The organism is uncultured Desulfovibrio sp., from assembly GCF_910584445.1.
Classification (GTDB): Bacteria; Desulfobacterota; Desulfovibrionia; order Desulfovibrionales; family Desulfovibrionaceae; genus Desulfovibrio.
Map to the genome: position 1 here is coordinate 57,539 of NZ_CAJUBO010000012.1, position 24,555 is coordinate 82,093.

At 57.0% G+C, this 24,555-nt stretch carries 16 protein-coding genes and 1 pseudogene; 2 read left to right on the forward strand and 15 right to left on the reverse strand.

Features of this window, described 5'->3' with window-relative positions; genetic code table 11:
- Positions 1 to 17 precede the first annotated feature (17 nt).
- Together QZ294_RS07195 and QZ294_RS07200 are read left to right on the forward strand one after the other, a co-directional pair.
- Positions 18 to 686, forward strand: coding sequence for a hypothetical protein (locus QZ294_RS07195; protein WP_297048412.1), 669 nt, complete (start codon positions 18 to 20; stop codon positions 684 to 686).
- Positions 687 to 705: 19 nt separating this feature from the next.
- Entirely contained in the window at positions 706 to 2,796 is a 2,091-nt protein-coding gene (locus QZ294_RS07200; protein ID WP_297048414.1) for a 3'-5' exonuclease, read from the forward strand.
- 80 nt (positions 2,797 to 2,876) lie between these two features.
- On the opposite strand, the gene QZ294_RS07205 is transcribed toward QZ294_RS07200, so the two are convergent.
- The 15 genes and pseudogenes from QZ294_RS07205 to QZ294_RS07270 all read right to left on the reverse strand — a co-directional run bounded on the left by QZ294_RS07205 (position 2,877) and on the right by QZ294_RS07270 (position 24,525).
- A complete protein-coding gene (locus tag QZ294_RS07205; protein ID WP_297048416.1) occupies positions 2,877 to 3,536 on the reverse strand; it encodes a hypothetical protein in 660 nt (219 codons plus the stop codon).
- 402 nt (positions 3,537 to 3,938) lie between these two features.
- Positions 3,939 to 4,274: a hypothetical protein gene (locus tag QZ294_RS07210; protein WP_297048418.1), complete on the reverse strand. Its 336-nt coding sequence runs from the start codon at positions 4,272 to 4,274 to the stop codon at positions 3,939 to 3,941.
- The gene (locus tag QZ294_RS07215; RefSeq protein ID WP_297048421.1) at positions 4,225 to 5,019 is read right to left on the reverse strand and encodes an RNA-directed DNA polymerase; all 795 of its coding nucleotides are present in this window, start codon (positions 5,017 to 5,019) and stop codon (positions 4,225 to 4,227) included. The genes QZ294_RS07210 and QZ294_RS07215 overlap by 50 nt, the downstream gene beginning before the upstream one ends.
- 480 nt (positions 5,020 to 5,499) lie before the next feature.
- On the reverse strand, positions 5,500 to 6,591 hold the full coding sequence (locus QZ294_RS07220) for a hypothetical protein (RefSeq protein ID WP_297048423.1): 1,092 nt from the start codon (positions 6,589 to 6,591) through the stop codon (positions 5,500 to 5,502).
- A gap of 2 nt (positions 6,592 to 6,593) precedes the next feature.
- A complete protein-coding gene (locus QZ294_RS07225) occupies positions 6,594 to 6,917 on the reverse strand; it encodes a hypothetical protein (protein ID WP_297048425.1) in 324 nt (107 codons plus the stop codon).
- An 18-nt stretch (positions 6,918 to 6,935) separates the two neighbouring features.
- A complete protein-coding gene (locus QZ294_RS07230) occupies positions 6,936 to 7,892 on the reverse strand; it encodes a hypothetical protein (protein WP_297048426.1) in 957 nt (318 codons plus the stop codon).
- A 13-nt stretch (positions 7,893 to 7,905) separates the two neighbouring features.
- On the reverse strand, positions 7,906 to 16,236 hold the full coding sequence (locus tag QZ294_RS07235) for a hypothetical protein (RefSeq protein ID WP_297048428.1): 8,331 nt from the start codon (positions 16,234 to 16,236) through the stop codon (positions 7,906 to 7,908).
- Positions 16,237 to 16,344: 108 nt separating this feature from the next.
- A pseudogene (locus QZ294_RS11015) lies at positions 16,345 to 16,785 on the reverse strand (hypothetical protein); the annotation flags it as partial.
- Positions 16,782 to 19,226 carry a hypothetical protein gene (locus QZ294_RS07240; protein ID WP_297048430.1) on the reverse strand — a complete coding sequence of 815 codons (2,445 nt, stop codon included), beginning with the start codon at positions 19,224 to 19,226 and terminating at the stop codon, positions 16,782 to 16,784. The gene QZ294_RS07240 and the pseudogene QZ294_RS11015, both read right to left, overlap by 4 nt.
- A gap of 1 nt (position 19,227) precedes the next feature.
- Complete coding sequence (locus QZ294_RS07245) at positions 19,228 to 19,848, reverse strand: hypothetical protein (RefSeq protein WP_297048432.1); 621 nt, start codon at positions 19,846 to 19,848, stop codon at positions 19,228 to 19,230.
- Positions 19,841 to 20,308, reverse strand: a complete 468-nt coding sequence (locus tag QZ294_RS07250) for a hypothetical protein (protein ID WP_297048433.1) — start codon at positions 20,306 to 20,308, stop codon at positions 19,841 to 19,843. The genes QZ294_RS07245 and QZ294_RS07250 overlap by 8 nt, the downstream gene beginning before the upstream one ends.
- Positions 20,305 to 22,377, reverse strand: coding sequence for a hypothetical protein (locus QZ294_RS07255; protein WP_297048435.1), 2,073 nt, complete (start codon positions 22,375 to 22,377; stop codon positions 20,305 to 20,307). The genes QZ294_RS07250 and QZ294_RS07255 overlap by 4 nt, the downstream gene beginning before the upstream one ends.
- 2 nt (positions 22,378 to 22,379) lie before the next feature.
- Positions 22,380 to 22,991, reverse strand: a complete 612-nt coding sequence (locus QZ294_RS07260; protein ID WP_297048437.1) for a hypothetical protein — start codon at positions 22,989 to 22,991, stop codon at positions 22,380 to 22,382.
- A 47-nt stretch (positions 22,992 to 23,038) separates the two neighbouring features.
- Positions 23,039 to 23,461, reverse strand: a complete 423-nt coding sequence (locus tag QZ294_RS07265; RefSeq protein ID WP_297048440.1) for a Bbp16 family capsid cement protein — start codon at positions 23,459 to 23,461, stop codon at positions 23,039 to 23,041.
- 71 nt (positions 23,462 to 23,532) lie between these two features.
- Complete coding sequence (locus QZ294_RS07270; protein ID WP_297048442.1) at positions 23,533 to 24,525, reverse strand: major capsid protein; 993 nt, start codon at positions 24,523 to 24,525, stop codon at positions 23,533 to 23,535.
- Positions 24,526 to 24,555 lie beyond the last annotated feature (30 nt).

Here is a 24,555-nt window from a genome sequence, read left to right on the forward strand (position 1 = left end):
GTATACGAGGTATTGTGATGGACCCAAAAGACAAAGATTTTGAGATTTCACGAATTTTACCCTTTGAATACGCCGTTAATTTATTTCAGAATAATGAACTTTTCTTTTCCAAACCTTCATCGTGGGATGATCCCTATGAAAAGTTAAATGATTATTCAAATGAAAAGCATACTCGAGTAATTTTAGCACAATGCTGGTGTAAAACAGGATATTCAGATGCCATGTGGAGAATTTTTTCTCAAAGGAAATGCCTAAAAAACTATGGACCAGGAATACAAATTCGAACCCATGTTTCTGAATTAAAAAATATTATTAATGATGTAAAAGATGAATATAATTTTAAGTTATATAGCAGTAGCGTTAATTATATATCTTTAAGAAAATATCGTGAAATAATTAAAACAGAGAGCAGAATCAAAATGGCTTTTATAAAACGCTATGCATTTCGCCATGAACTTGAATACAGATTTTTAATTAATTCAAGTATCTCAAATAAAAACTTTAAATGGTATGAAAATGGAGTCAATATTAAACTTAATAGGAAATTATCCGATATAATCCATAAGGTTTTCATTGATCCTTTTGCCTCTCCGCACCTTGTCAATGCAGTTCGTGACTATCTAAAAAAATTGGGCATACCCTGTTCACAGTCTTCAATATATAAAGAACCTGTTCAGGCTAGCTAATCTGTTTTGGGACTATGTGATGGAATTTCGTATCTCTGACACCTTCACCGCCAGTTTATGCAGACTGACCGCCGACGAGCAAAAGCTGGTCAAGCAGACAGCTTTTGATGCGCAGGTCAATCCGGCCAGTCCTGGGCTTCGTTTTCACAAGCTGGATCGCGGCAGGGACAAAAATTTCTGGTCCCTGTCTGTGGGCATGGACATCCGCATTATCGTCCATCGCACGGCGCAAAGTTTGCTGTTCTGCTATGTGGATCATCACGACAAGGTTTACGCGTGGGCGGAAAAGCGCAAACTGGAAGTGCATCCGCAAACCGGCGCAGCCCAGATTGTGGAAGTTCGTGAAGTGGTGCAGACCGTTACGCGGCCTGCGACTGAGCGTACAACAGGGCGTGCCCTGTTCGTGTCTGTTTCTGATGAACAGCTCTTGCGTTGTGGTATTCCTGCTGAATGGCTTCCCGCAGTACGGGCTCTCGCCGATCAAGATGCCTTGCTGGAACTGGCATCGCATCTTCCGACCGAAGCCGGTGAAGCTCTGTTGGATATGGCTTTGGGACGGATGCCTACTCTTGTGAGCTACGCCGCCCTTGCACCGGTAACTCAGGATTTTTCTGTCGCGTTTCAGCATCCGGATGCTCAACGCCGTTTCCGTCTCATGGGCAGCGCGGAAGAATTGCAGCGCGCCTTGGAATACCCGTGGGACAAGTGGCTGGTTTTCCTTCATCCCGATCAACGCGCCTTGGTGGAAGGGCGCTTCAACGGACCGATCAAGGTATGCGGCTCCGCCGGAACGGGAAAAACCGTTGTTGCCTTGCATCGTGCGGCACATCTGGCACGCACCAACCCGGATGCCCGAATTTTGCTCACTACTTTAAGCGACCCACTTGCCCATGCCTTGCGCAACAAACTCAACTGCCTGCTGGCCCATGAGCCAAAGTTGGCCGAACGTATCGATGTACGGGCTCTGTCAGCGCAAGCACAACGCCTGTTCCGCCTGCGAGAACCGGATATTGCCAAAGGCATCACACTTGCCACCAAAGCACACATTTTGGACATTCTGCGGCAGAAAGTAGCGGCTTTGCACCTTAAAGGATACACGGAACGTTTCCTGTACGCCGAATGGCAGGAACTGGTGGATGCCCGTCAACTAACATCCTGGGAAGAATACCGTGTTACCCCGCGCCTCGGCAGGAAAACTCGCCTTTCCGAACAGCGGCGCCAAGCCGTTTGGGCCGTATTTGAACGTGTGAACAACGCGTTAGCGGAGCAACATCTTTACACGGAAGCATCTCTCTATACCCGATTGTCATTCCTGATGGCCGAAACGGCAAATCCGCCTTTTGATTTTGTTGTCGTGGATGAAGCGCAGGATTTGAGCTATGCGCAAATGCGTTTTGTAGCCGCGCTCGGCGTACACAGGCCGGATGCCCTCTGCTTCTGTGGTGATCTTGGGCAACGCATTTTTCAGTTGCCTTTCTCCTGGAAATCGTTGGGTGTGGACATTCGGGGGCGTTCCTTTACCCTGCGCGTCAACTACCGCACGTCACACCAGATACGCAGTCAGGCCGACAAGCTGCTGGATGCCGAACTCGCCGACGCCGACGGCAACGTGGAAAAGCGGAGCGATCCCATTTCCGCTTTCAATGGCCCGCAACCCGACATCCTTTCTTTTGCGTCAGAAGAAGAGGAAAGCCAAGCTGTGGCACGATGGCTTGCCACACGTCGAGGCAACGGTGTGGCTGCGCGGGAAATGGCGGTCTTTGTCCGCTCTGAGGCGGAAATCCCCCGCGCCGAGGCCGCGTTGCGTCAGGCAGAAATTCCCTATGTCATTCTTGACAGAGAGATGGATATTCCCAAGGACAGTGCCACTATTGCTGTCATGCACCTTGCCAAGGGGTTGGAGTTCCAAGCCGTAGCGGTCATGGCATGTGACGCCGACGTTATTCCATCTCAGCAAAGAATAGAAGATATGGGCGATGATACGGATTTGGAAGACGTGTACAACACCGAACGTCAGCTTTTGTATGTGGCCTGTACGCGGGCGCGGGATCATTTGCTGATCTGTGGTGTGGAGCAGACATCGGAATTTCTGGATGATTTACTGATGTGAGAAAATATTTTTGAGACTCCGATTCAATTTGCGGAAAGAGTGGTGGAAAAATCCCCACACTGGAACTATATTTATCGTCATCATCTTCCAGTGAAAAAACTGATTGCCAGTTGCACCATTTTAGCTCCGCCTGAAATTCGTCTTTTCGCTTCAGGATTAGATTCCATACTTTGCAATAATGATGAGAGAATATCTACTGCAAGATGGGTTGCTTTTAATTCTGGACGATCGTATGGTTTATTATTCAAGGCAAGGTCTACACTTTTTAGCACTAACAAGCCACGTTCCAATTCTTCTGCGTCAAAATTGCAAAACTGTTTTGCGGCTTCAAGAACGTATCCTATAATTTCGAGAAGATTTGAAACTTTAAGCTTATCATAATATTTTTTATACACCTGTGTATTTAATGTAAGGCATGTTTGCCTCGCATATATTTTTTGGATTGCATCAGAACAAAATGATTGCGTATTTTGTTCTTGCATATATTCTGTGATTGCAATACTTAATGCATCTACATTCATTTTTAAATCATTTGCATTAAGTAATTCTGGATTTACTTGGAATACACTTCTTGGACGTATCCAGGATGAAAAAATATTAAGTGCACGTCTTCGTATCGTAGGGAAATGCAAACTCGAATTTATAGCATTAATCTTATCTGCACGACAAGAACTTTTCGCTTTCACCAATATATCAAAAAGCAATTCACTCTGATCCTGATTTTCAATTGAGCTAAGCATATTCTTATCTCAGCGTTTTTTAATTATTGTAATCACCATATCCCATTCACCCGGTTCTCAACTGTGGGTTTGATAATTAGCCTGAAAATCGCTCAAAATCCATATCCCTGAGTGGTCCCGTCCAAGGCGCGAAAAATTTTAATCTGGTGGGAATAGTGGTGGGACCAAATCCCGCCTATGCAAAAGGGCTTACGGTTTTCATCGTAAGCCCTTGATTTTCTTGGTTGCGGGGGTAGGATTTGAACCTACGACCTTCGGGTTATGAGGGCTACAACGATAACCTTCCGCGACAAGAAATCCTGCACTTTCACGCGCTTACGCAGAAAACCTTGCTTGCCGAAACTGCCGAAAAAAACTTTCGTTGACGCGGCAGGTTAGCACCCCGTTAGCACCGGCCTCTTATTACGTCAGGGTAAAATATCTGTCAATTTTCTTGATGGTGGCGTAGAACGGCAGCTTGTCCTTGTATTTTTTCAACTGATCGCACAGGACGGCGGAGCCGGTGAAGACAACATGTTTTTCATCCGGCCTGTCCGGGTACTCGAACTGAATCGTCAGGCAGTCGGCGGAATTGGCCTGTTGGTATTTGCTTTCCTTGATCCGAAATGCCGTCAAAAGGATTTCCAGGTTCAGGACAGCTTCTATCTTGACCTTTTTCCCTTCCAGAGGCCCGTCATTGCCAGCGAAGTCACTGAAGCGCAACGGCTTTGGCTTCGCGTTGTTGTCTGCAAGCTCCATTCGCCAACTCCACCAGTTCAGACAGGTGTACCGCCCTTTGGAAGTTATATGTATTAGCCCATTTCAACCAGCCGGTTGCGCTCGCCAAAACGGCTCGGCAATGCTCCGGCGTAATTTCTCCATGCGCCAGCAGGCCCGGCAAGGCTTTGAGGCGCTTTGCAACACGTTTGGCCGTGCGTTTCCGCAGAAGCACATACCCCCGGAAATGCCTATAGCCCAAAAAATCCACTCCCCGACCAACCGGAAACAGGTCACACTTTGACAGGCGCAGTTTTAGCACACTCCCGACAAATTCTTCAACCCTCGCCGCCACGTCCCGGAGAACAGCTTTATTATTATGAAAAAACAGAAAATCGTCGCAATAGCGGATATAATCTTTTATTTTGAGAACATTTTTTACATAATGATCCAACTCATTCAAATATAAATTCCCCATCCATTGTGAGGTAAAGTTTCCTATCGGGACATTCTTTCCGCCAGGATAAGAATATACAATATTCTCAATAAGCCATAGCGTATCTTTACATTTTATTTTTCTACGAATTATATTCATCAATATATCATGATCTATGCTCGGATAGAATTTTGAAATATCACATTTCAGGCAATAAGCATTCCGCCGTACAAATTCCATTGTTCTTCTGCTTCCAGAATGAATACCCTTGCCTTCTATACACGCATAGGAATCATGAATAAAAAATTTGCTCCAAATAGGAATAACAACATTCATAAGGGCGTGCTGCACTATTCTGTCCGGGGAAAACGGCAAGACGTAAATGGTGGATTTCGATTGAAGGCCAAAGGCAAGCTGGATACACGAACACCGCCTCCCCGAACAGCGCGAAATCCTGCCCCGTGAGGAGGTGATGGCCGATGCTGCGAATCAGCATCACCGTCAAGGCTACTGCCGGAGCGGTGGCCCTTCTCCTGATTATCCTGCTGCGTTCTTGCAGCTAGCGGTACATGGAAAAGGCTCGGCCCCGGAAGTGCTGACACACAACCGGGGCCGCTGAACCAAATATCAACCCGATGTTTGGGGAGGTGCGGGGTTCGCGCGGGGCGGTGAGTGTTACCAGCACTTGCCGCCCTTCTCCTGGGCAAAAGAATGTATTCCCAGGGCGGTTTTGTCAAGAAGTCCATTCCTGCCCAAAAACTCAAAAAATTTCGACCGCTACGCGGTAACGGCACGGCGCGAATTTTTCGCGCCGTGTTCCGTGTTCCCGTTCTACCGTTCCACGCGGCTCCGCGCCCGGCCCCGGCACCCGCAATCCGCGTACACGTACAAACGGGAATTCGTCGCAGCCCGCGCACGGGAACCGCAAATCGCGCTATGCGCCCAATGGCCGCCCGCCAGCAACGCATTTACCTGATATATTTGACCTTTTCCGCCATCAGAAACATACGCTGCTGTCTGATTGGAGCCATAGCTCCATCCGGCAAGCCATTGCCAAAGGGCGCCGCAACAGTCTTCCAGCCCGTAATTGCTTACCATGCGCCTCCCGGCCGTATCCACATGGCCGCCCGTCGTCACGGGGTCCGCACTGTTCTGAATATTGGTGCCCTGGTTGCTTCCTTCCGCCGCGCACTGAAATTCTTCATCCTGAAGCGGCATTTTCCCCACACGGAACAAATCTTCAACATGCTGGCTCTGGGTCTGGCTGTCCGTTGTCGTGCCGCCGAACACGCTCTTGGTATTCACGCCGGAACCGGACTGCAAATAAATATCGCACCAGAAATCAAGCTCCTTGACGTACACCATGCCTTCCGGCTGGCAGGTCGGCCGGTGCGACAAGTCCCAGAACGACGCGGGCAGAATGTCGCCGGCCAGCAGCCCGGAAAGAGGGTGGCCGTCAATCGTTCCCACATTGGCGCACAGCGTATGGAAACCGCCGATCTTGCGGCTGGTGTCCGCTGTATAGCCCTGCGGATAGGTGGAATTGAGGCTCACCTTTATGTCCGCCGTGTAAAGCGGCTGTGCTTCCGCAGGCTCCTGAAGCACAAGATAGACATAATAATCCTTGCCGGGCTGAAATGCCACGCCGTCGTCAAGCAACTGTTCCACAAATTTGTATTCCGTATCCACAGGAGAACCGAATACAAGATTGCGCGGCGTTTCATCCGCATCCTTCACAGTCATGCTTATGTACGTTCCCCCCAACAGGATAAAGCCGCGGGGATTATTGTTTGCCGGACGGATGAACTGTTCCTCGCGTGTGAGGTAAGAAGGCATCAGTTCGCCCATGATTTTCTGATTGACGGATTGTCCCACAATCCCGGCATCCGCGTTCTTGTCCCAGATCAAAAGGTTCAGAGCCATGACTACGCCTCCAGATATGCGTCTATTTTTTCCACTGTCAGGCCAAGCCGGAACAGCCAGGCGTTCGGATCTTCCCGCAACTCAAACTGGTGAGGTTTGGTTGTGCGCTCCTGCGCGGCCCCGCCTGCATCCATGCCGCCCACATCCATGACCTTGTGCGTGTCGTCCGTCAGACCGGACGCTCCCGCCGCCAGCGGCCCAAGGTCAACCCAGATGAAGCGGCCTTCTTTCAGCCTGCGCAACAGGGGTTTTGTGCCTTCCTTGTCCACAGCCATGCTGTTTTCCACATCAGCCAGGGTATTGAAATGTTTTGCTGCACCACGCATGAAAGTTCTCCTCTCCGGTTATTGCGGCGGCAGGGGGATGCTCACCGCAAGTTCCACATCAGAGCCGGAGCCGGCGGCCCCAAATTCCGTTCCGTCCCCGAACTCCGCCCTTCCAAACTCTATGAACTCGGCAAATTCCACGCCCGGCGTCCCGTCCGCCTTGTAAAGCTGCACCGTGAAGCCTTCGGCGCTCCGCGAACGAATGACAAAGGTGTACGGCTTCAGCGAAATGATATTGATAACGGGATTGAACGGCCCCAGCATGGCGGGATGCCCGATGTCGGCCAGCACGACAGAAACAAGCCCGGACGCCTCCCGCGCGGGAATGGAGTATTCCGCAAAGCCCGCGCCGGAACCGCCGCCGCTTCCGCCCCGCATCAGCACATATTGCGCTTTTCCTTCAATCCGCATGACGTACAGAGTGCTCCCCACGTCACGGTCTTGGGGAACAGGAATCAGGCTCAACAGGGTTTTGGCCTGAAGAAGCGCCGCCTCGGTTGCCGCGGCGGCCGCTTCCACACGGGCAAGCTGTTCGCCAATCACCGCGTAAACTTCTTCTATGGACGGAGCCACGCTCCCGGCATCAATGGCGATTTTGATTGCCCGCTCGATCTCCTCGTTCATTTCCTGAATCATCATTACCAGACGATCAAAGCCGTCCCGTTCCAGGACTTCGGGGGCAAACGCCCCGCCGTAAATCAGGTCAAGAATCTGCGTCTGCGGCGTTTGCCTGTAGATGGTGAGTTTTGCTCCGCCGGGCAACGGTTCGCCCGTAACAGGGTAGGTTACGGACGTGTCGCCCGCTTCCGTGACGTTCACCCGATAATTGCTCGGAACATCGTGGCTCACCCCCTTGGCATCGGTCAGCAGCAGAAAAATGTGGTCCGGCTTGCTGTACGAAAACGGAACAGGCCATTCCGTCGTCATGCCGTTTCCGTTGTAAATCACTTTGGTTGTGGTATTTTCAACGCTCATGATCCCCTCTCGCTCATTTGGGCTTCACAAAAAACAAATCTCTCACGGCAAAGTCCGGATCTTCCCCGGTCACAAAGTCCCAGAGGTTGCCGCAGGTGATAATGGGCTGTTTCATGGGCAGGCCGAAAAGGTAGCCCAGAGCTTCGGCGGTAGGCTTCGCCACTTCCCCGGCATCCCCTTTTTCCAGCGCCCTGTTCACGCTCTTGAACCATTGCCCCAGAGCCTTCGGCGCGGCCTGGGCCGGAGTGATCTGGTAGCCGTATTCTCCGAACACATAGTTGGCTATGTCCCGTATCCCCACCACTGCCTGGAAGGGGTATTGCAGGATGTGCATGGCCGCCCATTCTCCCGGCTCTTCATCGTCGTCAGGCCCCCTCGCCGCCAGCAGTTCCCCGAAAACGGCGGGCACAAACCACAGCAGCAGCGCGGTGTTGGCCGCCTTAAAAATGTCGGCAGGGGCATGGTGCTGCTTGAGCGCGGCGATCCGGCGCGCCCCAAGGTTGTAGAGCGTGTTGAAGTAGCTGTAGAACATGGTGGTCAGGCGCAATAAATCGCCGCCGCGCTGCACCCGCGCCAGGTCCTTTGTGGAACCGCTGCCCTGGCTCATGCGCACGATGCTGTCCGCATAGCGCGCGGCCCGGCCTTCATCTCCGGCAAAATCCTGCAAGCCCTTGGCATAGGCTCCCCACCATGTCGGCAGGTCAACGCCCATCTGCACCATCCCCATAGGCACAAAGGCTTTGTCTCTCACCGTCTGCACCCAGGCGAAGCGATCCATGCCGGGCGTCAGTTGCTTGGCAATGTCCCGCACTTCCCGGTCAAAACTCCTGATCCGGTTCGCCATCATGGGGGAGCGGGAAAAGGTTTCTTCCAGAAGTTCCGGCAGACGCATGGGGTTGCGGTAAACATGCTTCAGGCCAACGCCTGTCCACTTGTACCCCAGCAGTTCCGCTGTCTGCGTGATGCCCAGCGGTTGCGCCAGTATGGTTGTCGCCTTATACCCCATCTGCATGATGCTGGTTGAGGCCCGCGCCCACCGCGCCCAGCGGTGTACGGCGTGCATGGGTTCCTGCCGCTCGTTGGCAACATCCTGCAACCAGGGTTGCAACTGCCGGTACATCTCTGCCCCCACAGTGCTTTCAATGGCTTCGCGCACGGTGCTGTGGCGGATAATCTTCGCCACATCCAACACGGCCTTGCGGTAGGTGAGGTCATGCACCACATTGAACAGGTGGTCGGTTATCACGGAAAGTTCCAGCAGGAGCGGGCTGCCCATGCCCCCGGCCGCGCGCTCTTTCAGGTGGCCGTTTCTGGTCATGGCCGCCCCGTAGTTGCGCCCGCCGAACAGTTCCCTGTCCATTTCCCGCTGTTCGTGCGCGAAAGCCATAAAGCCCTTGTCCGCGTTGTATTTGATAGGATAGTAACCGCCCGCGAGTTCCAAAGTCCGGCCGTCCGCCGTCTGCACGGTGAGGGGCTTTGCTTCAACCGCCGCGGGCCGCAGGCCGGTGACTTCCTCTTGCAGCGCAAAAGCCTCGTCCTTGAAGCCGGCAATGTAATCCCACACGGACTGCACAAACTGCCAATCACGCGCCGTCAGGGGCCGCACAACGGCGGCAATCTGCGCGTCCGTCCAGTGATGCCCGTCCCGCAGACGGCCCATGTTGGTTTCGTTGCCCATATTCAGGGCCACGGCGATCCGATTCTCCCAGGTCAGCCGTTCGCCTGTCTCCGGCACAAGTTCCTTGCGCGAACCCATCAGGGCCAGTTCCTTGCGCGTGTACGCGCCGAACAGCGCCGCCCCTTTCAGGGCATCCCGCACTTCCCGGAATCGTTCACTCTGCCTGTCGTCAGCCTCGGTAATGGGCCGGTAAATGTACTCCCATGCCGCGCCCATCGCGTCGCCGTCCAGAGCAAGACACAACGCCTCGATCTTGGTGTGAATGGCATGAAGGCCGGACAGGGCTTTGATTGCCGCGGGCTGTTTTTCCACCGTCTTTATGGCCTTGCCCTTGCGGTGAGTAAGAATACTTTTGGCGATTTCTTCCGCCGCCTCATCCAGATCAGCCTTGTTCTTGGCCGTCAGCAGCCTGCGCCGGTTCCGCTCCACAGTCACAATCTGGGCAACGGTTTCCACCAGGCTTTCAAAGTCCGCCACGCTCATTTCCCGCCAGGGCTGGCCGGGGCCATAAAGGATGCGGTCATCGGAAAAGATTTCGTAGCCGTCCTCTTTCACTCCCTGCATCCATGCCTGCACCGTGCGCACGTCCCGGCCTTCCGCAAGCGGCGCGGAAAACTTGACCAGGCCGTGGCGCATCCCGATGTCCATGACCATGTACCGCGCATCGGGATCGCCCTTCTTCATGCCGATGAACCGCTTGATCTGCCCTTCGGCGCTGTCCCGGCGCCGGGCAAGATCACGCGAAAGGCGCACAAATTCCATATTCAGCATGGCTTTCCGGTGCGCGTCCAGGGCCGTTTTCCTGTCTCCGGCGGCCAGAGCCGTGCGGGACTGCCGCAGCGCCCGGCGCATGGCGGCCAGAAAGTTCCCGGTCTGCACGGCGCGGCCAAGGGGCATGGCGGCAAGTTCACGCTCCGCTGCCCGCATGTATGCCTCGCGCTCTATGTCGGCCGCTCCCAACAGTTCGGCCAGCTTCCGGCCTACCAGTTCCATCTGGATAGAGACTTCTCTGGTTTCCATCAGGTGTTCAAAGGCGTCATACTCGGCATCGTGCCGGGCTTCCTTCTGCCGCGCCACCTCGGCAATGGCGTCGCCCTGACGCTTGGCGTTCAGCACGTCCGCAAACATGGCTGCCGCGTTCTCATAGCCGTGTTCGGCGGCGAATATTTCCGGGTCAACGCCGCCGTCTTTTCTGGCGGAACCGGGCAGGCTTTTGAGCAGCGAGCGCGCCGTGTCCTCGCCAAAACCTTCCCGCACCGCTTCCAGATCAAGCGGCGTTCTGCGCAAATCGCCTCTGGCCCGGTACACCGGCATTGCCCGCACTTCGTCCCGCGCTTCCCGCGTGTACTTTTCCATCCGCGCCTTGCGATTGGCGTCACGGGATTTTTGCAGGCTTTGCGCCGCGGCTTCCCGCCCCTTGCCCATCAGTCCGGCCGCCGTGGTTCTGGCCGTGCCGGTCAGGCCCAGGGCGTCCAGTTCGCGGGCCGTCAGATCAAGCAGTTCATTGCGCGCCGCCGTGGCCGCGATTTCCCGCTCACTGGAAAGCAGTCGGTCAAAAACGCCACGCACTTCATCCGTCAACGGAGCATTCAGGCGCGTCGCGGATCGGTAAATGGCAAGCAGCCATTTCCTGAACCGGGCAAAGGCGCTTTCCAGTTCCACACTCGGCGCTTTGCCTTCCATCAGATAGGCTTCAAAGCCGCGCGCCGCCTTCTCCCGCATTTCTTCGGTCAAGGTCTGGCCCGGCTCCGCTCCAAGCCAGACCCGCATGGTTTCATAATCCCGGCGCATGGTTTCATCCGCCGCGCCTGCCCGTACCATGCGCTCCATTTCCTCAAAGAAAATATGGCCGGTTTCATGCAGCAGGGTGGAAAGATCGGCCCCCTGGAACAGGTTGATCAGATACCCTTCCGGGTAAATCTGCACAGAGCCGCGGGGATCGTCCCGCTCCTGGTAGTAGGTTTGCAGAATGTTGATCGCCTTGTCGTCGAACACCACAAAGCAGCGGCCGTCCTGTGCCCCGTCGTAGGTGACGCCCTTGACGCCCAAATCGTTCAACGCCAGCGAAGCCGCACGGGGAGAGCCAAGCCTGTCCGCCAGTTCGTTGTAAATTCGTTTGCCGTCCTGGATAATAACGAACTCATCAGGATTATCTTTCAACCACTGTTCCGCCTTCGCTCTGCTTCTGAACCGGGGAGCGCCCGCAGGTTCCCATCCGCCGGGGTGCTTTATCCAGAAAGTCTTGCCGCTCTCTGTCGCCTCAATAGATGGATATTGACTTTCCAAGGTCAAACCGTGTTCCTGTGCAAGAGCGCGCAGGGCGGATTGCACTTTTTCAGGCTGTTCGCCAAGCGTTTTCTGCTCATCCAGCAACATGTCGTTTTCCGGGATATCCACCTCAAAAAGCTGCCCCGGTTCCTTCTTCTGGATACCCCCTTCAAGGAGTTTGAGAGCTTTTTCTTCAACTTCTGTGGAAGTGGAAGCGGAAGCATCTTTTTTCAAAATTTCAATGGCTTCCTTTATTTCCTCTATCGCCGCAGCAATATCTTTATTGTTGTCGGAATACGTCCTCAAGGCATACGAAACAGGTTCGTATCCGCTTATTTCATTGCCGCTGTCGTCGCGCCAAATATCATACAGGTTTGATTCATCAACTGTGTACGCTTTTCCTCCAAGAACATATTTTTCTTTTGAGTTTGCAAGAGCCTTTCGATAGTCCTCGCTCACGTTTTTGTCTTTCGCGAAATACAGTCCCCAGCCGTGTGATTGATTCCCTTCACCCGTGCCGATAGCGTCCAGGCTGAAACGATCAAAACGGTGTGGTGTGCCATGAAAAGCTGCCTGAAAAAGCTCCTGCCCTTCCTGGTAGCGGAAATACGGCCCCAGCTTCGGCGGGTACATGCTGATCGCGCCGGAAAATTCGGAAAGCAGGCGGATCATTTCCCGCGCCTCTGCCTTCTGTTCCGGTGTGGATTTCTTTGCGCCTATGATTTTTTGCAGACGATCCAGCGCGGCGGATACGGTTTTGCCTTTGCCGCCATGTTCATAGGCCCATTGCAGGGCCGCATGGCGTTCGTCGCCGCGCGGATCAAAACCGGTGATCGTCCGGCCGTCCACAGAGGCAAGGGGCTGCAAAAAGGCTTTCACAAACGCGGGGCCGGGCCTGTTCTCCGGCCGGGCAATCAAGGCTCCCTGTCCTTTGGTCTGCCGCTCCGCCTCTCCGGCCATAACCTCAAAGCGGGCGGCCGCTTCCTTCTGCGTGGCATTGGCGAAAGTCAGGGCCAAAGCTTGCACGGCCGGGCGCTTCTTGTCCGGATCGGTATCCAGAAGGTCAACCTGCCCCAGCCAGCCTTCCACCTTTCGCCCTTCCGCCGCGGCCTTGCCCACAATCCGCAAAGCCGCGGTCAGGACATGCCCCATATCCCATCCCTCGCCGCGGGCTTTCAGCCGGGCCAGGGCGGGAATCGTCCTGTCCAGTTTGTTCAGAACAGAGGCAGGCAACGCTTCCAGAACATCATAATCCGCCACAACCATACCCCGCAGGGCGTCTTCCACCAGCTTTTTGCCGCTGTCGTTCAGGCGGCCGCCCTTTTCGGTCAGGCTGGAAATCTCCGTCTGCTCGATCACGCCGTCTTGCAGCAGAAGTCCCACAAAGCCCTTTGACCGGGGGGAATCCAAAAACTGCCGTAGCGTGTCGAAATCGGCCATGTCAGCGGAAAGGGCGGCCAGCGTGGCCGGGCTGATCATGCGCGCCCTGGATACGCCTTCGGCCTTGGCCTGCAATTTCTGCGTGGTGGTCTGGTTGTAGAGACGCGACTTCACCGCCATTTCTTCCGGCGTCATGCGTTCGTCAACCACCCGCACCAGTATGGGGCGGCGCATCCCTTCAAGTGCGGCAGGGTCAAGGCCGAATCCGGCGGCCTGGTCTGTCAGGGTCTGCCGATAGGCCGCCGCGCTGTCCGGCCTGTCGGCATAGACAAGCTGCAAGGTCATGGTGCGGCTGTTCCCGCCCAGCACAATGCCTTCCCGCGTGACAATCGGCGGCCCGTTCCCGGCTGTGGGGTCAGAATTGACAACAAAGGCGGGCTGGTAGGACAGGGCGTTGCCGCGCACCTTTTCCTGCTCTCCGGCGTCGGAATGATAGGGCCGTTCCTGGGCCGCGGCGGGATAGTCTTCACGCCGCGCAAAGCCGTTTTCCGGGTCATGGGAAGGGATCACATCGTCCAGTTCCCAAACTTCATAGCGGGCCTGTTCGGACGTGCCCTTGCCCAGAATGGTTGTTTCAGAACCGATGATTTTGCCGGGCCGGTTGTTTTGACCCCCATTCTGCGCTATACTTCCTTCACCAAGAGGAGGTTCGGTCATGGACGTTCGCAAGGAATTGGATAAATTAACATCCTCTGAGCCTGTTATCCGTGTGCTGTCTCTCCCGGACGGCTCGCCCGTATTCGTCAGTGAGTTTATCGACTGGGATGGGTTGCCGTATGTGCGTACCAATGATTTCAAGCTGTTCCGCATGAAATCAAATAATTCAGACAACTTGCCATATACACTTGTGCCAGCAAGTTCCGATGTCCAGGCTTCCATACTGACGTATGGTTCAATTATTGATGAAAAAGAAGCAGTCTCGTTACTTTGATCGCCCGTTGAACCATATAGTGTTTTGCTGGCTTTACTGGCTTTAGCCCTTAGAATAGTCGCAACGGCTTTTTCTTCTTCAGTGCAGCTTGGATCATCAATAATATTCTTTACCAAATCTTGCAGTTCGTACAGCTTGTGCCCGATTTTCTCCTTGGCTTCGCTCATGGCCTTGGTGTTCAACTGCAATTCCACGGCAAAGCCGTTGGGGTAGCGGTAGTTGAACTGGTAATCCTTGTAGCCTCCCGCAGGATTGGCAAAGCGATTTTTGTCCCGCACCACGGTTCCGCCGGACGCTTGAATGCGCCGGCGTATCTGCTCGGCCGCGGCTTCCACCTGATCGCGCGTGTCAAACAGAATGGTTCCGCCCAGAATGTCCACCACGCGCGCGGCGTCGCCGTCGTATTCCGGCAGTTTCCTTTCGGCCCGCGCCCTGTTTTTGAGCGTTCTTTGTCCGGTTTCCCTGTCAGTTCGGAACAGCGCCGCGCCCCCAAGTTCCCCGGCCCATGATTCCACGTCGGCGTAAAACTGATCCTGCGTCTGTTCCGCCAGAGCGTACACGTCATCCATCGTCACGGCGTTCAGATGCCGCAATCCGCCCGCCGGAGCCGGGGCGCTCCCTGCCTCTGCCGTCTCTTTTGCGGCAAGCTCCGCCAAGTCCTCGCCAATGACTTCTTCCTGGCTCATGTGCGCGCGGCGTTTGGCGCGCAGGCTGTCCAGGGTTATCCTGCGCATGAGTTCCACGGGATTCTGCCCACTCGCGCCCATACGGTAGGCAAAACCCTGCACCATGTTGAGCCAGTCGTTGACATAGGCATCCACGCTGCCGGAGCTTGCCTCCGCCTGCGCCAGAAGGCCCGGCTGGCGGCGAATCGCCTCCACCGCTTCCGCATGCAGCCGTTGCCGCTCCTCCTTCATCTCCTCAAAAAGCCGGGTGTCACCCTGAAACAACTCCGCCACCTTCAGCGCGTCAGCCGCGATTTTTTCATTGACGCGCGCGGCCTCGGCCCCGTTCATGGCCTCCGGCGTCTGGCGGACATGCGGCATGATTGCCGTGATTTCCTCCTGATTGAGACGACTGTGGAGCCGGACAAGCGGCAGGTGGACATCCTGCCCCGCTGCCGCCGCTGTTTCCACGTCCTCCAGGTCGAGGCCAAGAGGCGTCAGGAAGTCCCTGCCTTCCTGATGCAGAGTGCGCAGAGCTTCAGCATCCACGCCCACAACCTGATCCATCCCGCCGGCGGCGAGGACGCTTTCAATGATCTCCGGCTCAAGTTTCTTGGCCTGGGTGGCTTCCACCTTTTCATGCAGGGCGATTTGCGCGGCGCTGAACGCCTCGGCCCGCTTCTGTTGCGCCCGGTCATAGGCAGCCTTGCCCATGCCGCCCAGAACGCCGAAGGGCGCGGCCACCGCCGCCTCGTACAGACCTTGCCGCGCCGTTTCGGGCAATGCCTCCACAAAACGGGCATACCAGTCGGATGCGCCTTCATCCTGTGCGAGTTTTGCCCAGAGTTCGGTGGCGGATTCGGGGAACGCCTGCAAAAATTCCGTGCCGCCTTCGGTAAGCACCCCTTCCGCAGTGCGCTTGGCAATATTCTTCAGGCCGCTTGTCTTGAAAATTCCGGCAAGCCTGCCAAGGCCAAGCTGTTCAAGAGGCGCCTGCATGACCGCATTGGCAACGCCTGCGGCAAGGGCGCGGTCGGGATCAACTCCATGTTCCATCAGCTTGCTGTACTGATCTCCTGCAATCTGGCCGCCCATGAGCGCCATGCCCGCCGCCGGGCCACCTGCCAGTGTCGCGCCGATCTGTGCCGCAAGCTGCGGAATCTGCCGCACCACATCCTGCAAGTATCCGCCAAGCGTGGTTTGCGCCTGAAGTTCCGGCCCCGCAGCCTGTTTGATGCGGGCGATTTCCTGATCCCTCCTGTCGGCCCACTCCCGCATGCCGGCATGCTCATAGTCTCCCAGTTCGTTGCCGTCCGCGTCCCGGAGGGTTCCGTGCGAGAACCAGCGGGCCGAAGCGCTCAAAAAGGAATCCAGGTCAAGGCCAACATTGCGCGTCCCTTCACCCAGCAGGGTCAGGACGCGCTCTCCGATGCCCATGTCCGGCCGCGTGGCTTCCCACGTCTCATGCTGCTTCTGGAGCGCCGTGCAAAGCTCCTTCATCCGATCAACGTCGCCGGAGACCACAGCGGCGTTAAACTCGTTTTTTGCCGCCCAGCCGGCAAGCAGAGGGTTGGCCTCTATCTTGCGGGCCACTTCTTCCTGGCGCGCATAGTCAAGGTCTGCCATGACCACGCTTTGCGGAAGTCCGAGATTGCGGGCGATATTGAGACCACGCGCCACACGGGCGGCGTCAAGGTTGTCGGATCGCGCCACTTCAAGGGCGGCCCGCACGCTCGGCGCAAACTGGGCGGTTTCATCCGCCGGAGCCGGCGCTGGCGTGGGCACATTCCGCGATTCCGCCGCAGGCGCGGGAGTAGTGAACGGATTCCCGCCTTCAGGGAGCGGCCGGGCATAGGAGCGCGCTTCGGGCTGGTTCTGAATATTTTCGGAGGAATCAAGCAAAAGGCTCATTGTGCATCCTCATTTTCAAGGGCTTCGGTATCCGGGCCTGCCTCAAAAACATTCTCTTTGCCCTGCACAATCGCTTCGCCGCGAGTGATTGCATTGCGGCCGTAGAATTTGCCAGGCACGGTTCCGGCAATGCACACATGGGCGACTATCTTCTTGAGTTCCCCGCGTGTGAGTTCCTTCCCGGCAGCAAGCTCCCTTTGCACCGCATCATAGAGCCATGTCGGAATATCCTTGTCTTTCACATCTTCGGAGGCATGGAGTTCCTTGTATATCGAATTGACATCCGACTGTTTGAGCCTGCCAAGATTGCCGCCGTCCTCAAGGTAGGAAAGCGCGGCCTTCAGTTGCGCGGGTGTCATCCGGCGGTCATAGGCGAACCTGTACACAGCATCCTTGCTCATGGGCTGGCTGTTACGTTCGGCCTCGTCGATTTTCAGGCGCAACTCATCCAGCGCGCGCATATTCAACTCATTCTCTTCGATTTTTCCATTGAACATGGCTATGGCCTGCTTTTTTGCCTGTTCCGGGGCATTGCTGGCAGTGACGCGCAGGAGAAATTGCGTGGGTGATTCCTGGCTTTTCCGGCCCATTTCATAGAGGGTCATGGCAATATCCATATCCTGCGCCTTGCGCCGCTCTTCCTCAAAGGCCAATTCACGCTTGCACCAGGCCGCCACCTTGTCGCGCCGCCCCTGGTCGGGAATCCCGGCAAGCCGATCCATAAGAACGCGCTGCCTGTCAGCGGCGCTGATGTCCCTAGTCTCCTGGATCAGTCGCTGCGCCATGCCCAAGTCCGCTTCTTCCTGGTGCTGCCTCATCTCGGCTTCCTGCCGTTTTCTGGCCGCATCAAGGCTCGCCTGAAAATGAAAGCGGGCGGACGCGGGCAAAAGGGAAGCTGCACCGGCATTGTGCGAGAGATACATCCGCTCCTGTTGCTCATGCAGTTTTTCAGCGTATGCCGTGGCATGCTCCGGCGTATCGAACATGCCCAAGTGCTTGCCTGTTTTTCGGTATTCAGCGATGGCTTCATCATCGGAGAGCAGGCGTCCATCAGGCGAAATAGTGGGGATCAGGACTTCCTTGCCATCCATGTTGACGGACATGCTGCGCACGGTTGCCGTGCCGCCATCGTCCATTTTGACCTGTGGACGGTTGGCGATGTCTATATTGCCCGGTGTCACCATTCCTTCAGGTTTTGTCCCAGCAACATACAAAGGGCCACGTTTCGTTGTGCCCGCTTCCCCCACGACCTTCGGCTTTTTTCCGGCCAATACGGCCTGTGTCGCCTGCATGGCCTCATCATCCGATATGCTCACGCGCTGTGCGCCATGTTCCATAACGGGCATCCATTTTATGAGGCCCGCAAGGATTTTCGGATCGCGGAGATTTGTTTTTGCGGTGGGATCAATACCGAGTTTCTTGCCGAGGAACGCGGCATACTTTTCTGGGTCATTTGCGCCGTCGCCTTTGGGCGCGTAAATCTTCGCCATGTCCAGCAGCGATTCAGCATGCCAGCCTCTTTCCGGGGCATTGGTGTAACGCACTATCCGCTCGCCAATGCCCATAAGGCCATCGATCGGCGTGGCATAGGCAACAAAATTGCCCTTGGTATTCCTGACATTGCCAAAGTTGTTCGCTGCCAGATTACGTTGAGAAAGGCTTCCGGGCGCGCTGGCCGTACCACTCTGGAAATCAAGAAAGGCTTGCGCGCCATCCAGATTGCCCGACTGGAGCATGGCGTTGAAATACTCCGTCAGCAGTTTTTGCCGCAGAGCCATAGCTTCGGCGGTGACTTCCCTACCGCCCTGCCATTGCGTCCTGCCGTCCACCATGACGGGTTGCTGCCCGGCGAACAGGCGCAGGTTGTTTTCCTCCTGCTCCAGAGCGCGTTGCTTTTCCTCCCAGGACACGGATGGATCGCTGAACACCGCGAATGTCTGCGCCTGTGAAGATTGCAGCACAGACTTTTTGTATGCCTCCTCCTCGCCATCGCGATAATTGACGGCGCGTTGCATGGATGGCAGGCGGATGCCTTCAGCCATACGATTCACGCCTTCCATGAGGTAGGGATTGCCGCCCCATTTCTTTTGCAGCTTGTCGTATTGCTCCTGATGAAAGGCCGCGTAGGCTTCCTCCGCGTCGCGGGCGGATACTCCCCGATGCGTCTGACGGTAGTCGGAATCGAACTGGCGCAGCGCATCCTCGTAGGCCACCTTGTCGGCAAGCAAGTCCGTGGCGTTCCGCATTTTCATGCGGTCGATGCCCATGCGGAACACGGCGTCGCCCAGCCTGTCCATGCCGTGCGCCAGTTGGTTGATGCCGTTGGGCAAAGCCGCCTGCCCCGGCGTCATGAAGGCCGAAGCGGAACGGTAGGGCGCCGCCTGTCCGGCGTTGCCCGTTGCGATCCCGGCCTGACTCTCGTGGGGAGTGATGATCGCCATATCAATGCCTCACCGGCTGTGACACCATCTTTTGCAGCGCGGGATCGTAGTAACCGTTCTTGCTGCCGCTGGATTTGTTCTGAAGGTAACTGTTGTATTGCCCGATTCCCGTACCGATGCCGCCAAGCAGCGTCCCGGCCATTGCCAGACCGTTTGCGCCCCGCCCCGAATCGGCCTGACTGCCCTGCCATTGCGCGAAACCTTGTTGATTGCCGGCCGAATTGGCGGCCACAAGATGCTGCCACGCCGCCTGATTGGCGTTGGACATGATGACCTGCGAATCGTACTGATGCTCCTGCGCGGATTCGGCCAGCAGGCTTTCGTTGCTCCCGGAATCCATCTCAAAGCCGCTTGCGCCCATGTTGGCGCGCATTTCGCCCATAGCGCGGGCCGCCTGTCGCTGCTGGCGTTCCCGGTCGGCAATGCCCTTGGAGATTTCGTTGCGGGCAAGCTGCTGTTGCGTGGCGGCCTCATTGGCCGCAACCTGCGCGTTGTATTCCGCCGCCCGCTTCTGGGCATTGGCCTGCTGCTGCGCCTGCTGGCTCTGCGCGGCCATGCTGATGCCGGTGGTAACGGCGGACAGGGCCATGCCGGCCACGGTCAGGGTTGTGGCTTCACACATGGGCGTTCCTCCAGAACAGATAAAAAGGCTCTCCATTGATCAATGTCGCGCCATTCTCCACGGTAAAGCCACACCATTTCAGCCAACGCATGGAAAGGGCGTTCTTCGCGTGAACATAATTTTCCAATCGTGAAAAACGGGATTGCATCATGCCGACGTAGAAGCGGGACTGCTTCAAAAATTCGCGCCGCACGGCGTACAGTCCTTCCGTGCCCAGCAGCCACGGCGCGCCCGTGCGCGAAATCAGACTGCCTTGCCGGGCAACTCCCCACATGAAGGCGGGTTGCCCATGCACAAAACACGTCCAGGCCAGTTCCGAACCTTGCAGGGCATGTTCAAGGGCTTCTTCGGGGTTGTGCCTGTGGCTGGCCCACACTTCGCGCCGGTCGGCCTCGCGCATGTCGGCGGCGATGGGCGCGATATGCGCGGCATCGGCTGGAATAATGCGCCACACGCTCATTGGTTCACCTGTATGCGGCTGACCAGGGCCAGCACGGAAACCGGCGTGGGCAGGTCGGAGCGGATGCAGACGGTGACGCTGTTGTCCGCCAGTGCCGGCATGACAACGCTTTTCATGCCGGAGTAGGGCGCGGGCGGCTTGCCGTAGGGTTCGTTGGTGCGCCATTTTACGGACTGCATCCGGGCATCGTCGAAGGACAGGCCCACCTTGACGCCGAGGCTGTTCCGGAACAGCACGTCCACGGCGTTGATCTGCTTTTTCATGGCAACGCTGCTGCCGTTCTGGCCCATGACCTCAACGGGCATGGTCTCCAGGTCGGCCACATAGCCAAGCCCTACGGTGACAATGCCGGCCTTGCGCTCCAGGTTCACGCGGCCGCCGGCCACGGTGCGGGCAGGATGCACGGCCCCATCGGCAAGAATCTGCACCTCCATGCCTTCCAGGTGGTCAAGCCCGGTCAGGCTTTGCACCGGCTCCCCCTCATAGGTCAGGGCCGCATCCACAAAGACGGCCCGTGCCGGATCGCCGTCCAGGTAGCGATCCGCCGCTCGTTCCAGCCAGAGCTTGCCGCCGCGCTCCACCACGGCGAACAGCGCATGATCTCCCGGCCCCGGAAGGGCGCAGACGGCCTTGAACTTCCCCTGCGTGTCGTGCCTGTGCCATGCGGAAACCTGATGTTCCGCCTGGAAGGTCAGGCCCAGAAGAACGCCGTCCTCGCGCACGGCCCAGATCACGGAATCCGGGCTTTTCTGGTACGTCCAGTCGATGATCCTGTGCTGTTCGAGCAAATGCGCGGCCATGATGGACAGATCCATCCCACCATAGGAATCCGCCGCGAACTCGTATTGCAGCGTCCTCACCTGGCGGCCGGAACTGGATACATGCAGAATCACATTGCCGATAATCATGGCCCGCTTGAGGGAACTGCCCCAATAGCTTTGCGGGGTGGCCTTGGCGTTCTTGGCGGAAAAGGCATTTTCGCTGCGGCCCGCGATTTCCCATTCCATGCCGTCCATGCCCATGATCAGGGAACGGAGCGGAACCATCCAGTTGACGGCGGAAACTTCCTGACTGGCAATGGTCAGTTCAATGGGCGAATCGTCGGACTGCGGCTTGTAGGCGGCAAAGTTTCCGTAGTCGCCGCTCTTGCTCATCCAGATGGTCTGCGGCCGGTTGGGCGAGGACGCGAACACAAGGCGCTGCTCGAACAGGCAGACCGCGCCGGGGTAGTCCCCCTCCGGGAACGGGTCTGAATACTCCGGCGCGCCTTCGGTCACGGAAGGCGAGGTGTTGTAGTCGCCCCAGCTTGTGCCGGTAACTTCCTTGACGAATCCCGGCCTGCCGCTGTGCGCGGCCTTGTAGATGCGGTATTCCACGGCTCCGGCCACGGGCTGCCAGGAAAGCGTCAGATAATCGCCGGCCTGCCAGTTGTTTTCCGCCGGGCCGGTGAAATGGCAGCCTGCCGAAAGCCCGCTTTCCTTGCCGTCCCTGTTCACGGCCGTCACAAAATAGGTGTAAGGCGTGGTCAGTTGTGCCGCTGATGCCGATCCGTCGCTTTTCTTCGCCCCATTGGTGAAGGCGATGCTCAAGCCTGCGGGCGCGGGCAGGGGCGAGGTGAACGTCATGGCTTCAAATTTCCAGTTCGCATGGCCGTACCGCATGAGGCGCATGGGGCGAACGCCATGCACGGCCAGAAACAGCACATCCGCGCTCTGGGCGTGGGAAAGGTTCCTGGCTTGCGCCAGGGTATAGGGGCTGGTGATTTCGTACACCTCGCCGTCATCATCCAGAACGAAGCCGTCCCGCGTGGCGACGCGCAGCCATTTTTCACCGAAGACAAGACAGTAGGTCTGCGACTGGCTGAACACGAACGGCACAAGCGCGGCCTCGCCGGGCAGGGCGTCCAGCAGCATGAACCCCGGCCGCTTCACCGCGCCGCCGTGCGCCTGCACCAGAAAATTTTTCAGCGTCCGACAGCCCTTGTTGTATTTCTCAAGGTCAACCCTGGCCGTGAGGCTGGGCGCAAGCTCGCCGGCTATGAACGCGCCTTGAAGAACAGAACCGGGCATGGCTAGAACCTCTCCGGCTGCGGCATGGCCGTACCGAACCGCGCGGCCTGCCAGGGGGACACGGGGGCATAAGGATTCTGTGTCGCCCGATCTCTGGCAATGGCATCGCCCAGGGCTACCTTGTAATTCTGATAGCACCAGTTCTGTTTGCGGCTGTCATTGAGCTTGGCCGAGGCCAGTTCGGCGGCCATCGCCCAGGCCAGAGCGTCGGCAAAAGCGGGCGGCCATTTTTGGGGGTCGGTCACGCGCGCCACATACACCAGCACGGCCTGCCGTTCGTTGGTACGCAGGGTTTCCCCTTCCATGACGTAGGCGGGGGAGCGGTTCACCCCGCCGCCCGCCAGACGGACGGCTTTCACACAATCGGAGGGCACGGCATAGGCCAGACGATACAGGGCATTTCCGGGGCCGTTTTCCGGCACAGCGGCGAGGAATACGCGCTTCAGGGCAAAAGACCAGGCATGAGCGGTCAGAGTAAGATCAAGCACCTGCGGAAAGAGGTTGTCGCACAGCGCACCCACGGCATCACTTTCCTGTGAGGAAATATTCCGGGGCAGTTGTTCCCCTCCCAGACGGGCCAGGGCGACATTGTAAAGATGAACCGTAGATTGCATGGCTTCTCCTGAAGGGCCGGACGCCGCAAGACGCCCGGCCCCTGTCGCTACGCTTTGGGCATCGTCTTTTCGGCCGGCACATCCAGGACAAGCCCGGCGGTGATCGTGCCGCCGGCCGGAGCAACAGTGCCTTCACCCGTGGCCGCCGCATAGTTCAGGCAGACATACCGTTTGAGGCCATGCGGCAGACGCGAGACCACGACATTCCCGCCCGCCGTGAGGGCGTCGGCGGACACAGGGTAACTGGCGACAGTCACCGGCGACGTGAGGACGCCGGCGTCAGAGCAGGCGTCGGCGGTATGCACCTCCACGGTCAGGCTTCCGGCGGTGAAGCCGACAGCGCAAACGACAAGGGAAAGGCGCTCGCTCGGCCCGTGATCGCCGGAACCGAGATCAAGGGTATTGGCGGATTTTGCCGTGGCCGTGACGGCCTGATCCCTGGAAAAAAGGTTTTCAGCATCAAAAAGCATGGTTACGGCTCCTTTTGCATGGCCGCGCCCTGTCCGGCCCTGTCGGCAGGATAAGAGCGCGGGCCGCAGTTTTACGCCACCTTGGCTTCGGCTTTGGAAATGGCGTCACAGCGTTTGACAGGGATACCGTCAAAGGCCATCACCTTTTTGCCTTCCACGGTGTCAAAGGTAAGCTGCACGTTGGTCTTGTTCAGGCGGGCCAGACGCAGTTTGGTGCGCGCAGAACGGTTCATGTACCAGACCGGACGGCCAAGGCGTTCATCCGGCAGCATTTCGGACGCTTCGATCATGCAGTCGATCAGCTTGGCGTCCGTGATGGAAGCCAGATCGATGTTGGCAATGCGCACGATGTAGCGCCAGTCCCGGACAACCAGGCCAATGTCCCATTTGTAGTGGGTGCGGTAGCCCTGATACTGCCCGGTGCGCCCGTCCGGCAGGGTCATGGAAAGCGTGACTTCGCCAAGATCGGTGTGCTGAAAGCCCGCCTTGCTGCCCTTGGGGTAAATGCCGAAGACGGTATTGGCCCCCCAGGCCATGAGGTAAATGCTGGTCAGATTCGTGCTTCCGCCCGCGTTGACGATATTCTCCGCCGTGGCCGCCTTGCCGGCGTCAAGGCTGGCAAAACGCGGAGCGATGCCGAGGAAGCGTTCCGGGTTGACGCTGGTGTCCCCATAGAACAGGGTGTGCGCCATTTCCTTGTTCATGGCCTGCAAGAACGCCTGATCTTCGGAGAGGCGGAACGCTGCGGTGTTGTTGTTCAGATCGGCCAGAGCCTTGTCCACTTCGGCATACGCTTCCAGCATCCCGCAGGAATCTATGATCTGCTGGGTCTGGCTTTTGCTCTGCGGAACGCCGTAGTTCAGCATCCGCCAGGCGGCTTCCGGCAGGCCGGTGCGGATGGTGGTCTTGTGCCCGGTGGGAAGATTGCCTTCCACGAACAGCATATCGTCAAGGATTTCATTGGTATCCTTGAGCATTTCCACGATCTTGTCGATCTTCCCGTCCTTGTCCAGACGCTTGGCGACATCGCCCAGCGTCGCCACATTGTTACCAATAACAGCCATGACAGCTTCTCCTTTTCTCCGGTCAGGCCG

Coding starts and splice junctions, on each gene's coding strand:
- QZ294_RS07220 (WP_297048423.1), bottom strand. CDS start 6,591: ATGGCTCTGAACCTTTTGATCTGGGACAAGAACGCGGATGCCGGGATT.
- QZ294_RS07210 (WP_297048418.1), bottom strand. CDS start 4,274: ATGGAGCTTGCAGACAACAACGCGAAGCCAAAGCCGTTGCGCTTCAGT.
- QZ294_RS07245 (WP_297048432.1), bottom strand. CDS start 19,848: ATGTGTGAAGCCACAACCCTGACCGTGGCCGGCATGGCCCTGTCCGCC.
- QZ294_RS07270 (WP_297048442.1), bottom strand. CDS start 24,525: ATGGCTGTTATTGGTAACAATGTGGCGACGCTGGGCGATGTCGCCAAG.
- QZ294_RS07200 (WP_297048414.1), top strand. CDS start 706: ATGGAATTTCGTATCTCTGACACCTTCACCGCCAGTTTATGCAGACTG.
- QZ294_RS07240 (WP_297048430.1), bottom strand. CDS start 19,226: ATGGCGATCATCACTCCCCACGAGAGTCAGGCCGGGATCGCAACGGGC.
- QZ294_RS07230 (WP_297048426.1), bottom strand. CDS start 7,892: ATGAGCGTTGAAAATACCACAACCAAAGTGATTTACAACGGAAACGGC.
- QZ294_RS07260 (WP_297048437.1), bottom strand. CDS start 22,991: ATGCAATCTACGGTTCATCTTTACAATGTCGCCCTGGCCCGTCTGGGA.
- QZ294_RS07205 (WP_297048416.1), bottom strand. CDS start 3,536: ATGCTTAGCTCAATTGAAAATCAGGATCAGAGTGAATTGCTTTTTGAT.
- QZ294_RS07250 (WP_297048433.1), bottom strand. CDS start 20,308: ATGAGCGTGTGGCGCATTATTCCAGCCGATGCCGCGCATATCGCGCCC.
- QZ294_RS07265 (WP_297048440.1), bottom strand. CDS start 23,461: ATGCTTTTTGATGCTGAAAACCTTTTTTCCAGGGATCAGGCCGTCACG.
- QZ294_RS07255 (WP_297048435.1), bottom strand. CDS start 22,377: ATGCCCGGTTCTGTTCTTCAAGGCGCGTTCATAGCCGGCGAGCTTGCG.
- QZ294_RS07225 (WP_297048425.1), bottom strand. CDS start 6,917: ATGCGTGGTGCAGCAAAACATTTCAATACCCTGGCTGATGTGGAAAAC.
- QZ294_RS07195 (WP_297048412.1), top strand. CDS start 18: ATGGACCCAAAAGACAAAGATTTTGAGATTTCACGAATTTTACCCTTT.